We start from the raw sequence: 12,458 nt of genomic DNA on the forward strand, positions 1-12,458 counted from the left end.
AAGCACCTGTTTTTTTATCTTTGTAAACATTTGATGTTTTTGCCATTTTTCTCCTCCACTTGTTGAGGGAATGGAAAGCAAGCGAAAAACTGTTCCCTATCAGTATACCATTTTTCTCTTGTTTTTTAAAAGATTTTTTCTATAATTTGTTCTCAAATATCAGTCATTTGAGAGTTGAATTTGGAGATAGTCCTCAACCCTCTCTTTTGGTACTCTGGCGACTTTCTTGTTGGCGTAGTAAGTATGTCCTGATTCAACTAATAAGCGCTTCACGGCTCTTAGAATGGCTCGTGCTTCATATTCTGTATAGCCGTGACGCATTAAGTCTCGTTTTGTAATTGTATTCATCAATTTCCCCTCTCATATACTAATACGTTTTAAAATATTAAGAAGTCGTGTTTTTGGAAAAATAAATTTCTACACAATCATTTTGGGTTGAAAGTTGTCGATAGTCTCCAACGCTCCCTTTGAGCGCTCGTGCGAGTTTCTTATTGGCGCAGTAAAAGTAGTCCTGATTTGACTAACAAACGTGTCACAGCTCTTAGAATGGCTCGTGCTTCATATTCTGTATAGCCGTGACACATTAAATCTCGTTTAATAATTGTATTTACTAATTTCTCCCCTCAAATATTAAAACGTTTAAAAACAGAAAAAAGGCGTATTTTCAGAAAAATAAAAAAAGTCTCTCACACAATTATTTGCGCAAGAGACTTCTTCAATACTTTTGTTTTGTTATTTGACATAGTTTGATTATCTTGAAAACGAACAAAATTGAAAATCTAGCTATCTCGTTCAAAATAAAAACATTATCTTTTTTGTAAACTTTTTTTACGTAATGCAAGAGCATAAGACAAAACAGGCCCTCTAACGAGTGCCAACCCGACAGTGTCGGGGTTTTGCCATGTGCCTGTGTTTTTTCCTTTAGTGGGCGTTTAGTGGGGGCTTTTTGAGTGGTTTAGTGGGAAATAGTGGGACTTTCCACTGGTATGGTGGTGTAGATTTCGAGACATTTTTCCGAAAACTAGATTGTAAAAACACAAAAATCCGAACTCTTACAATCCTTGCTTCGTTATTTTATTTCAAGATAAAAACTTTTTAGTAGATGTGCAATAAATAACTTTAACAAAAAACAGTCAAAGGTTAAATTGTAAACACCTAAAGAGCAGAGAATGAAGCATTGCTCTTTTGGTACTGGCTGATTTTTTATTTCTCGTATTTATTGATTTTTTCCACTAGACTAACAACTTTATTTTGCATTAAATGATGTTTTAAGAAATAGAATTTACTAACTTATAATATTCCTTTTGATTTTCAATCATATCAGCATGTATACCTTTTCGACCACTACTCCATTTTGGATTATGCTCATGTAATCACAGTTGTGACTCAACTCCATTCTATGAGCAATAATTATCATAGTTTTATCTGCAATCCACGGTTGAATATTTTTCCAGATTTTATCTTGAGAAATATTATCTAATGCTGATGTCGGTTCATCAAAAATTATTATTGGAGTATCTCTAGCAATTGCTCATAAAGGCCTTGTAGCTGCGGGAAAAACCATTGCAACAACAGCTTATGACCTACTTATCAATCCTGAATTGGTCGCAAAAGTAAAGGCAGAACATCAAGCAACGCTAGGTGGTAAAAAATATCAGTCTGCTATCCCAGCGGATATGATGCCAAAATAATTTAAATTAATCAAAACCTGAAAATCAGTTGATTTTCAGGTTTTTCGGATACTTAAATTTTTAGCTCACATATACTGAATTCTTTAGTTTCGTATTCCCCATCAATTTTACATCAAACTCTGGTAAAGTCTTACAATTTCTTCAATTGTTGCTGCTCTTGGATTTCCTGGTGTGCAGACATCCATAAAGGCGTCCCGTGCGATTTGAGGAATATCCTCAACTTTCACGCCTAATTCTGAAATGGTTGCTGGGATACCGACATCTTTGCTCAACTGATTGATGGCGGCACAAGCTGCATCACGCACCGCTTCAAGGGACAGACTATCTGCATTTTCAATGCCCAAAACACGTGCAATATCGCGATATTTTTCGCCTGTGAAGTCTTTATTGTATTTCATAATGGTTGGCAAAAGTGATGCACAAGCTACGCCATGAGGAATGTTATACCAAGCTGAAAGTGGATGCGCCATACCATGCACAAGACCAAGTCCAACATTTGAGAAGCCCATCCCTGCGATATATTGTCCCAATGCTATTTCTTCACGCGCATCCTGAACACCATTGACAGAATCACGTAATGAGCGACCAATAATTTCAATCGCTTTAATATGAAGCATATCTGTCATTTCCCACGCAGCACGTGTAATATAGCCCTCGATTGCGTGCGTCATTGCATCCATGCCTGTTGCTGCTGCCAAGTTCTTCGGCATGCCCATCATCATGTCGCTGTCCACAAAAGCTACGATTGGAATATCGTGTGGGTCAACACAGACAAATTTGCGGTGATTTTCTTCATCAGTAATGACATAGTTAATCGTGACTTCTGCCGCTGTGCCTGAGGTTGTCGGTATTGCCAAAATCGGTAAACATGGATTTTTCGTCTCTGCGACACCCTCAAGACTCATCACATCTGAAAATTCAGGATTGGTAACAATAATGCCAATCGCTTTTGCAGTATCAATCGGAGAACCGCCACCAATTGCAATGATGCAGTCTGCTTCGGCTTCCTTCAATGCTGCGACACCATCTGTAACATTTTTAATGGTCGGATTTGGGACGATGCCATCGTAAACCCTGTAAGCAATCTCCGCTTCATCTAGTAATTTTGTTACCTTCGTTGCCACCTCAAACTTGATTAAGTCCTTATCCGTGATAACGAGCGCTTTTTTGAACCCACGCCGCTTAAATTCTCCTGAAATTTCAGTAATGGCACCTTTTCCAAAATAAGATGTTTCGTTCAATATCATTCTGTTTGCCATAGATGAATTCCTTTCTGCAATTTCATTTCATGAAATCTTGAAACTTGACCTACGCTAGCGCTCCGTCCTAGCAAGGGCATTTGCGAACTCACGTCCGCTCAAAGTCTTCTTTTTTATATCAATCATTAGTGAAGGTTTTAGACTCGAGTGAGTGTCCCTATAAATCAGACCTTGCCTGACGATAGAGTGTTGATGTGATTAAATCATCAAGTACGGCTTTACTTCCTTATCTGATAAAGCCCTGTAAAATAAATCATAAATTTCCCGTTCGTAGTTTGCCGATAAAATCTGTTCCCTGAACGCTTGGTCATTGACAAGGTTATACAAAGAGATGACCGCATTGAGATGACTTTTTTTATCCTTTGGCGCAATCATTACCAAAATGCGAACCGATAATTTAGAAGAAAACGGGATAGGATGGGTTACTCTTAGCAGTGACATCCCTAGCTTGTTCACACCTTCCTCTGGTCCAGCATGAGGAATCGCTACCTCTGGTGCAATCACAAAATAAGGATACTCAGGATTATAATTCTGAATAATCGTTTCAATATATTCTGAATCAACAAATCCATTTCGTAGCAAGGGCTTGCCACACATTCGAATCGCTTCCGTGAAGGTTAGCGGTTGTCTATAAATCTGAATATGCTGTTGTGGTAAAAGCGCTAGTACCTCAGCTTCTCCCTCAAAACGTTTTGGCTGCTGCCCCTTTTCAAGAAAAAATAATTCTTCAAGTTCTTTTTTCAAGAGGTCTTGAGAGTAAATTGATGTATGTTTTTCAATGACTGAAATCAATTTGTCTATGCTAAATGGATGCCCGCTACCAATGTAGGTTTGATGATTAAAGATGATACTTTCTACTTTGTATTTCAACAGTTTCTTTTCGTCTTCTGTCAAAAAATGCTTGACCAAAAATGAAGGCGTATCTGTATCGACATGCACCGTTGAAAAAATGATATCCACTTTTGGATCTAAGTCATAAAATTCTCGCAAAGACATGTATTGAATAAAGCTGATTTCTGGTAATAGCTCTTTTAAATTCTCCAAAAGAAGGCGCGATATTGATACACCGTGCATACAAATCACTACTGCTGTTTTCTTCGTCTGCTCCTGACCTTTATCACCTTTCAAAAACCCTAAAAAAATGATTAAAAGATAAGCCAATTCTTCGTCAACAAAGGTAATCTTCAAATATTGTTCAACTGGCTTGATGGCTTTCTTGACGATAGAATAGAATTCCTGATATTCCTGCTGAATCAATTGAGACAGGTCATTTTCATCTGGTACACCAAACCGAATCCGATAGCTAGCTGGTATGATATGCTGGTAAAGAATATCACACAACTTTTTTTTATTGTCAAAAAATGTGATACTTATCTTTTCAAATCGTTCAATGCTCTGGGTAATCGCCTGCTGAAGTACCTTGTTTTTTCTAAAAGATGTCCCCTTCACGATATTGATACTCAAAATGTGCATCGTAATAAATCGCAATTCCTGATTAATCGCATCATCTTCACCATCCGCATAAAGCGTCTTAAATAAATCTGCAACAATACAGTAGGTTTCTTGATTCAGTAAATTACCATATTGTTCAATCGTTTTTGTACCAATCAATTCATTTAGGGAAAAGCGTCGGATAGACAGGTAAATCAGCATACTAAGATAGGTAATCTTCACTTCTGAAAAGGTCAGTTGCAATAGATTTTCAAGCTGTTCAATCTTCTGATAAATCATCGTCAATCTTGTGGTGTCAATATCCAACAAGGCCTTGAAAGTAACTAAATCATAGTCCTTCTCAACCTCATCTTTGACCAAAAACAGCCATAGTTTTCGAATATTGATCTCCGAGCCAATTAAAAAATAACCTTTCGCACGTGTTGATTTCAAACTTAAATCGCGTGTTACCAACTCTTGATTAATCAGCTTCATGTCAGCTAAAATAGTATTTCGACTAACAGCCAACTTATCTGCCAAACGACTCAGCGTTAAATTTTCATTTAAAATGATGAGGCGTATGATGTACTGCTGACGCTCATCACTCTGGAGATGAATCGATGATGAACTAGTGTCTAAAAGTGTGCGTTTTTGCTCACGATTTAGCACAAGCAAATAATGATGTTTTTCTTTTTTTATCAATGGCAGATGCTTCTCGTCCAGATAATCATTGATTTTGTTCATGCGATAATCTAGCTGACTTTTGCTCAAACCAAACTCATCCATCAAGCGATGAGAAGAAATACTGGTATCCCGCAATACTCGCGCAATCATTTGCTTCATCATTGAATCCATAACCATTTCCCTTCTTTAGTATTTTTGTTAAACCGACACTTGATAATCCAAGAACAAGATGACCATAAGAAATATTCCTCTTTATAGTCATCAAATTCTTTCATTTTTCTTGGTTATTTGTTATAATTCAATTAGCATATCACTTATGCCGATTTTCAAATACGCATTGATCACATCTCGTAATAAGTATGGAGATTTTGGAATCGCATCAATTGTGTCGCCTGCTATATGTGGGGTGAGAGTCACATTGTCTAGTTGTAATAAGGGATCATCCGTTTGAATCGGTTCTTTCCATATGACATCTAGTGCGGCACCAGCAATTCTTTTCTCTTTCAGAGCGGTGATTAGTGCGTTTTTGTCTAATACAGCTGCTCTTGCTGTATTGATAAGGTAGGCACTTGACTTCATCAATGAAATCAAATGATCACTGACCATATTGGTCGTTTCTGGTGTGACTCGCATATGAAGCGAAATCACATCTGCTTCTGAAAATACTGCTTCCAAGTTCTTGAAGGTGACAGATAGCCCTTCTTTTTTTATTTTCTCCTGATCAACAAATGGATCATAAGCCATTACCTCAACACCTAGAGCGTTCAGGCGCTTAACGACTAACTTACCGATATACCCCAGCCCGATTAACCCAACCTTTAATTGGCCTAATGTCGTTTTATAAGGATCATTGGCAAATGCTTTTGTCCATTTACCACTCATCACATCCCGATGTCCACGAGCAATATTTCTTGTTTCCGCATAAATCAAGGCTACTGTGAAATCTGCCACTGGTTCTGCGTTGCGAATCACATGAATTAAGGGAATGTTCTTTTCTTTCACTGTCTCAACAGCAACGTGTTCCAAACCGCCTCGGCAAGTGCCAATCAACTTCAAATTTGGCGCATTTTCTAGCATTTCTTTTGATACAGGTGCAATATGGACTAATAAATAATCCGCATCTTGCATCGCATCAACTACGCCATCTGGTACATCAACCGCCTCTGGACCACCCTTTTCAATCAAAAGAATTTTTTCCTGAAACTGATCCTTCGTCAAATCCGAATGCCAGTCAAATGCAACAACCTCAATATTTGTCCCAATTTCCAGTTGCTGAGCTGCCTCTGTTAGCGTTTCACTGCTGACTAGACGGTCCCCAACGACAACTACTTTTGTCATGTTGCTGCCTCCTCTTTCAGCGCCACTTGTGCACTTGCTTCCAACTCTGCTTGTCTTTCCAAATAATCATGAATAGCTTCTCTTTTTGTTCGAACAAAGAGATACATTGCGATATAAACAACAACAGATAACCCAATCCAAAGTGGATTTTGTGTCATGAAAATCAGGAACAGACCACCCATGATGTGGTTTGTCATCACGGCAAAACTACAGATAAGCAAAGCCCCTTGTGGTAGATTCACCCCAACATTTTGGGCAACATCTGTGAAAATAGGTGCAACTGCAGTAATCATATACAGACCACCAACACACCAGATTGCCCCAGAAATCAGTGATTTGAAAATGTTACCATTTGACACACATATAATCAATTCTATCATATATGGAATCGCTATCAAATCAACCATTGGCAACGTTTGATTGCCGGGTAAAATGATTGCCAATACTAGAATGACTGGCATCAACAACATTCCTGTCAATAAAGTGGCTGTTTCACCATATCCGGCAGCATCATTAATTGCCAAATACCAGACACGATTCTTGCCACCTGTTTTGGCTGTCCGTTTTGATGCATCTGTAATTGTTGTAAAGGCAGAAGCAAAGATACCTGCGATTTTCGGAAAAATAGCCATAATCGCCGCAGTTGCAATCCCAACCGTCACAATTTCACCCCAGCCATCCATTGTATCCAGACGCATGAAGTTGCCGGCGAAGCCAAGTAACAATCCTAGCATAAAGCCAAGAGAGGTTGGTTCGCCTAAGAAACCTAATTTATCCTGTATTTTTTCAGGATTCCATTGCACTTTATTGGCACCCAACTTCGTTAAAAGCCAATCCATACCAATGGCTAAAGGAACCGAGCAAATATGATGAGGTGCTGTCATCGTACATTTTGGGTAACCATAGTATTTTGACCAACGTTTTGCCACAATTTCAGAAAAGACAAAGGTATACAGGTTGGACAATATCATCAAACCAATCGCTAACCATAGATTGCCTGTTGCGATATACAACATAGACCCCCACAGCATAAAGGAATAATTGTTCCATAAGTCAGATGGCATAAAAATGTTGGTAAATTTCAAGACGAAGAGAATCAACTGAAGAATCAATCCCAATCCTAAGAAAATCATCCCGACTTGTGTTGAATAGGCTACAACACTGGTTGCCTGCCAACCAGTATCAAGAATTCTAAGATTAACACCCGTTTCCTTTACCATCCGTTGTACAACTGGCGTTACGATCGGTGAATAAGCACCGATAATCATATTAAAACCGGTCAAACCAATCCCCGCATTTAGCGCAGCTGTAAAAGCCTTTTTGGGCTTTACTTTCATAATCAGTGCCATGAAGAAAATGATGACGGGCACAACGATTGCCGCGCCAAATGCCTCCATGACACTTGACAGTATTTCTAGCATAGTTTTCCTCCTGTTTTATAGTGTATTTACTGTCGCTAACAGCTCTTCATAAAACTCATCTTCTGCCATGCCAGTCAGCAGACCAACAGAGTTAATTGTTGGAATCTCATATTTTCCCTTGAGCGGACTGGTGTGTACAATCAAATCCCATTGTCCAGAAGCTAATTCTCCTTCTACACCGCCTGGATTCACTTCTACTGTTTTTGCTTTGTAACCATTTTCTTCTAAAAAATCCTTGACTTTTCCAGCAACCATTGAGCTCGTTACTGTGCCCGAACCACATACTGAAATCACATTAACTCTTTTCATATCCATACTCCTCTACTTTCTTGGGGCTAAAATCCCGGCTTTAGGTACGACACCAAAACGATCTGCTAAGTCCCAAAGCTGTTGATCTGTGATTTTTTGGATGATACCCATCGGTGTAGAAATTGCCCTCATATAGATGTCGGCTGCTTTTTCAGCTGTTTCAACTAAACCAAAAGCATCATCCATTGATTGTCCAGCACCCATGATACCATGATGCGGCCAAACAACGATGCGAGAAGTTTCCATCTTTTCAGCGGATGCTTCTCCTAGCTCGACGGTGCCTGCAACCATCCATGGTAAAACTGCAACGCCGTCAGGAAATACAACTAAGCATTCCGTTATCATCTCCCACAGTGATTTTGTAAATTTATCCTCATCCAAATCATGGACAAAACTCATGGCCGAAATAGCAATCGAGTGTGTATGAAGAATCACCCGATGCTCCGGATCCTGTCTCAATCTTACTGCGTGGCATTTTAAATGAGATGCTAACTCACTCGTTGGCACACCGCCAGTTTCTAATCCCCAAAGAATTTGGTACTTTTTACCCTGAGCATCCACTTTCAAAATCACTAAATTATCTGCCGGATTTTGCCAAACATTCTTGAAATATTTGCCAGAGCCTGAAACAAGGAAAATCATTCCCGCAAGTTCAGGTATTTCAAAATCTAAAGCTACTTCATCTAGAATTCTATCTGTGTCAAGATAGAATTGCACTTCTGCTTCATCCAGACGATAGCTAATATTGCCACCATTCCTTTCTGCCCAACCGTTGTGCCATAAATTTCTTGTTGCCTCACACATCTCTTTGATAAAAGGTGCTTCATAAATGTTGTGAATTTTTCCCATCAGTAAATTCTCCTATTCTTTCTTACTGTAATACTGCTTAACAATCGTATACATTTCCTTTTCTGAGATAGCCTCAGATAGCTGATTCATAATTTCCTCATCCGAAAACATCTTCATCAGATTTTGGAGTAGCATCAACTGCTGCTCTCCCCTATCAAACCCTAGAACAAATGTATAGTGAACTTCTACCTGTTCATCTACAGAACCCATTTGTCCAAATTTGATTGGATTTTTTAATTTCGTTATGAAAATAAATGGTTTTTTTATGTGCTGCGGATCTGTATGAGGAATCGCAACTCCCATAAAATGTGTTTTTAATCCTGTGGGGTACACCTTCTCCCGCGCCTTCAACGCCTCCAAAAAACTTTCTTCCACATAATTTTTCTGCTTCAATTTTTGAAAAATATAGGAAAAAAATTCATCCTGATCGCCGTCTAAGGCAATGATATCAGCTAAATCTTCACCAAAATACTCGTCAATCATCATTTTATTTACCTCCTTCCTATCTTTTGTTACTCATATTATATAAAATTTCCCTTTTAATTTGTTGGCGCTTTCATCACAATTTTTATTTTTTTATCGTTTTTCATTTGACTGATAAGTGGTTTCAGCTTATTACAGAGCGATTCTACGAGCTAGATATGACTCAAATCATTTTGAGATTGAAGAACTTGTGACAATAGGATAATCAAAATTGTGAGAATTAGACCCGATGTTGGTAAGTTCAAACCAAAATGGCATTATAAAATGGTAAAACAAAAAGTGCGCAACCCCTTATATCAAGGAATTGCGCACCATAGAATGCCACAAATAGGATTCGAACCTACGACCTTCACCTTACCATGGTGCTGCTCTACCAACTGAGCTATTGCGGCGTATTTGTCTTTTAGATGGTTTAGACCTGTTGCCATGTCTTTTTTTATGAAAGAGTAGCGCATAAGATAGGATTTCTGTAGAATACCCTTATGCTGAAAACAGGAAAAATATAAATTTTTCTACTGCTCCCTTAATAGGTTATATTGATTATATCAAAGAATAATTTACTTTTCAAGAGTTGATTTTAAGCTGTTATTTATTAATATGGGACAAATGGTGGGACAAAAAAACAAAGTGGCTAAACTTTGTTTTGTAGATACAATTCGTATTGTAATCATTCTATCCTTTTTGAAGTTTCAAAGTGTTTTTGTTAGAACATAATGTTAATAAAAGACATATCACTATCAAGGCTAAATTATAAATGATTTCCTCTTCATTTTATAGTTTCCACTATTTTCTTTATCTTCTTTTCGTATCTCTCAGCTTTTTTAACGACTTCTCTGATTTCTTCATTTGATGCAACTTCTTGTTTTAATCTTTGATTTGTTTCTTTTATTGGTAAATCGCCCCAAAATTTTTTCTTTCCATTGTCTAAATTCTTCATAGAGTAAATTAGTTGTATCGTATCAATACCGCTGAATTGACCTAAAGTTATTTTATAAATTTCCCCTTTATAATTACCTTGCGGTTTTATCCAACCTTTATTTATCGCGATATACTCTATACCGTCTTCATCAAATTCATAACGTATATTCGAATCTATGATAACTAATTTACCCCTGTCATCTTCTTCCGCTGTAATTCCTTGTTTTGTTAATTCATCAATAACTAGTACTTTCTTCTCTCTTAAAGATTGAAGGTAGGATGTTTGTTGTTGATGAACATTGCTAGATAATTTATTACTAATAAAAAGACAAACAATCAATAAGATAGCAAGAAAAAGTAAAAAAACAATTTTCTTTGCTAATTTCATTTCTTCAACTCCTCAGTTTATTAAAACTATTATTTTTCCAATGTCATATTTTTGATGTTAGATTGAAATTCTTCACACTGCTTAATTATCTTTTTTACCTCAGAATTTGGTAGATATGCTTTGATTACCTTATCATTATATTTTTTATTTCCAAACTCTGGTATCGTACGAAGTGGTTTATCAAGATTAACCATTTTATATGCGCATGCAGATGCGTCAAGACCTCCACCAACACTTATTGAGATTTCCTCAACTTTTCCAGTAGTATAAATATTTTCAATACCAATATTGATATTTTCAATACGGTCTTCCGTTCCTTGAAAATTTTCCACAAGACCCTCAGTTTTGCCAGAATATATAGACGGCAATTCAAAAACTATTTTTAAGGCTCCTCTCTCACTAAAATAATAACTAATTTCATCTTTCGCTATAACTAGCTCTCCAGTATCTCCCCATTTAGATTGGATTCCCTTTTCTTCTAAAGCCTTAGTTACAGATAATTTTTTTGAAGTCAGTATTGGTAAATAATCTCCGTTTTCAAGTTTTAAAGTATTTTTAGGAGAACATGATATTAATAATGAAGCTACAATTATTAATAGTGAAAAAGAAAATATTTTCATTTTCATTTTTTAAGTTCCTCATTAAGAAATCTTTGATATTCATCTAAATGTTTTAATTTGTTTTTTTCGTATTTTTCTAAAGATTTTTCGTATTCATCTGCATACTCAGTATTTTTTTGAATACGGTCTATTGCATTTAGATTAAATGATTCTCCTAAAACATTTTTAATATAATCAACAGTAGGCAATCCAGCCATATATTCATCGCCACCATTATATGACATTGACTGTTTTTTCAAAATTTCCTTTCCTTTTTCAATATCTCCACTACCTAAACATCTAAGAAATTCATCTGCCCTATTAATTTTTCCATTGTAAACATCATTGTAATAGTTGTTGAAATTTACTAATACAGATTGTTCATTACTCATGTAACGAGCGTAGATATTAGCCACATCAGTATCTGAACGCATGTCTGCTTTTCCAAAATCTTGACCTGACGTAATATCTCCTTTATAATTTCCAAAAAGCCCCATTTGACCAAACATCACAATATTCAAATACCCTTTGATAGTAGGGGTTAAAAGTGTCTTATCTCCAACAAAATCAGGATTTGTTAATATTGCTAATGCAACCATTTGATGACCAAAATCCATATATAAACTATCATCTGGAACAAGATTATGCTGATTATTTATTGCACGTGCAAATTTAAAAATTTCAGAATCTGATAACCCTAATTTCTTGAAATATTTTTTCGCCTCCTCTGAGGAAACATTACCCGCAGTCAATTTCCATCTAATCCCCTCTCCACCATCATACCCTGCTATAAGTGAGGCTAACATAGTAAATAATTCATGGTCAGTTTTACTATTTCCACCTTTTTTTCCATACAATTTTTGTATCTTTAAAAACATCTCAGCAGTTTCATCATCAAAACCATATTGTTTTTTCAGAACAATTACAGCTTTTGAGTTTTTTATATCGGTAATAGTAATTACCCAAGACAAATCTTTTGGCAACGTAAAAGTACCACTAGACGCATTCCAAGAACTTTTGACTTGTGCCAGACCTTGTTTAATCGAAGATTCTAAAGCATCAATTTCTGAAAAAATATCAGAAGATGA

Annotated in this window: 10 protein-coding genes, 1 tRNA gene and 1 pseudogene; all 12 read right to left on the bottom strand. The window is 36.8% G+C overall.

Translation table 11 applies throughout. The annotated features are described in order from the left end of the window. Positions 1–159 precede the first annotated feature (159 nt). Positions 160–348: a DUF3173 family protein gene (locus ACYQ21_RS12990; RefSeq protein WP_460058888.1), complete on the bottom strand. Its 189-nt coding sequence runs from the start codon at positions 346–348 to the stop codon at positions 160–162. A gap of 1,450 nt (positions 349–1,798) precedes the next feature. Then, the gene (gene fucO / locus ACYQ21_RS12995; protein WP_460058889.1) at positions 1,799–2,950 is read right to left on the bottom strand and encodes a lactaldehyde reductase; all 1,152 of its coding nucleotides are present in this window, start codon (positions 2,948–2,950) and stop codon (positions 1,799–1,801) included. Positions 2,951–3,148: 198 nt separating this feature from the next. Then, positions 3,149–5,236 carry a BglG family transcription antiterminator gene (locus ACYQ21_RS13000; RefSeq protein ID WP_460058890.1) on the bottom strand — a complete coding sequence of 696 codons (2,088 nt, stop codon included), beginning with the start codon at positions 5,234–5,236 and terminating at the stop codon, positions 3,149–3,151. Between the two features lie 120 nt (positions 5,237–5,356). Further along, the gene (locus tag ACYQ21_RS13005) at positions 5,357–6,403 is read right to left on the bottom strand and encodes a 2-hydroxyacid dehydrogenase (protein WP_460058892.1); all 1,047 of its coding nucleotides are present in this window, start codon (positions 6,401–6,403) and stop codon (positions 5,357–5,359) included. Beyond that, positions 6,400–7,824 (bottom strand): PTS galactitol transporter subunit IIC, encoded by a 1,425-nt coding sequence (locus tag ACYQ21_RS13010; protein ID WP_460058894.1) that lies wholly within the window; start codon positions 7,822–7,824, stop codon positions 6,400–6,402. Before ACYQ21_RS13010 ends, ACYQ21_RS13005 begins: the two co-directional genes overlap by 4 nt. A gap of 15 nt (positions 7,825–7,839) precedes the next feature. Beyond that, positions 7,840–8,133, bottom strand: a complete 294-nt coding sequence (locus ACYQ21_RS13015) for a PTS sugar transporter subunit IIB (RefSeq protein ID WP_460058895.1) — start codon at positions 8,131–8,133, stop codon at positions 7,840–7,842. Between the two features lie 12 nt (positions 8,134–8,145). Continuing rightward, positions 8,146–8,982, bottom strand: coding sequence for a rhamnulose-1-phosphate aldolase (gene rhaD, locus ACYQ21_RS13020; protein WP_460058897.1), 837 nt, complete (start codon positions 8,980–8,982; stop codon positions 8,146–8,148). 12 nt (positions 8,983–8,994) lie between these two features. Continuing rightward, positions 8,995–9,468: a PTS sugar transporter subunit IIA gene (locus tag ACYQ21_RS13025; RefSeq protein WP_460058899.1), complete on the bottom strand. Its 474-nt coding sequence runs from the start codon at positions 9,466–9,468 to the stop codon at positions 8,995–8,997. A gap of 316 nt (positions 9,469–9,784) precedes the next feature. Then, a tRNA-Thr gene (locus tag ACYQ21_RS13030) sits at positions 9,785–9,857 on the bottom strand. A gap of 374 nt (positions 9,858–10,231) precedes the next feature. Further along, positions 10,232–10,771: a hypothetical protein gene (locus ACYQ21_RS13035; protein ID WP_460058900.1), complete on the bottom strand. Its 540-nt coding sequence runs from the start codon at positions 10,769–10,771 to the stop codon at positions 10,232–10,234. A gap of 29 nt (positions 10,772–10,800) precedes the next feature. Continuing rightward, a complete protein-coding gene (locus ACYQ21_RS13040) occupies positions 10,801–11,397 on the bottom strand; it encodes a hypothetical protein (protein WP_460058901.1) in 597 nt (198 codons plus the stop codon). After that, positions 11,394–12,458 (bottom strand): annotated as a pseudogene (locus ACYQ21_RS13045) (hypothetical protein); the annotation flags it as partial. The gene ACYQ21_RS13040 and the pseudogene ACYQ21_RS13045, both read right to left, overlap by 4 nt.

Source organism: Pseudolactococcus yaeyamensis (genome assembly GCF_054658615.1).

Excerpts from the sequence above, each read along its gene's own strand:
- fucO (WP_460058889.1), bottom strand. The coding sequence starts at position 2,950 with ATGGCAAACAGAATGATATTGAACGAAACATCTTATTTTGGAAAAGGT.
- ACYQ21_RS13015 (WP_460058895.1), bottom strand. The coding sequence starts at position 8,133 with ATGAAAAGAGTTAATGTGATTTCAGTATGTGGTTCGGGCACAGTAACG.
- ACYQ21_RS13000 (WP_460058890.1), bottom strand. The coding sequence starts at position 5,236 with ATGGATTCAATGATGAAGCAAATGATTGCGCGAGTATTGCGGGATACC.
- ACYQ21_RS13010 (WP_460058894.1), bottom strand. The coding sequence starts at position 7,824 with ATGCTAGAAATACTGTCAAGTGTCATGGAGGCATTTGGCGCGGCAATC.
- ACYQ21_RS13035 (WP_460058900.1), bottom strand. The coding sequence starts at position 10,771 with ATGAAATTAGCAAAGAAAATTGTTTTTTTACTTTTTCTTGCTATCTTA.
- ACYQ21_RS13040 (WP_460058901.1), bottom strand. The coding sequence starts at position 11,397 with ATGAAAATGAAAATATTTTCTTTTTCACTATTAATAATTGTAGCTTCA.
- ACYQ21_RS13005 (WP_460058892.1), bottom strand. The coding sequence starts at position 6,403 with ATGACAAAAGTAGTTGTCGTTGGGGACCGTCTAGTCAGCAGTGAAACG.
- rhaD (WP_460058897.1), bottom strand. The coding sequence starts at position 8,982 with ATGGGAAAAATTCACAACATTTATGAAGCACCTTTTATCAAAGAGATG.
- ACYQ21_RS13025 (WP_460058899.1), bottom strand. The coding sequence starts at position 9,468 with ATGATGATTGACGAGTATTTTGGTGAAGATTTAGCTGATATCATTGCC.
- ACYQ21_RS12990 (WP_460058888.1), bottom strand. The coding sequence starts at position 348 with ATGAATACAATTACAAAACGAGACTTAATGCGTCACGGCTATACAGAA.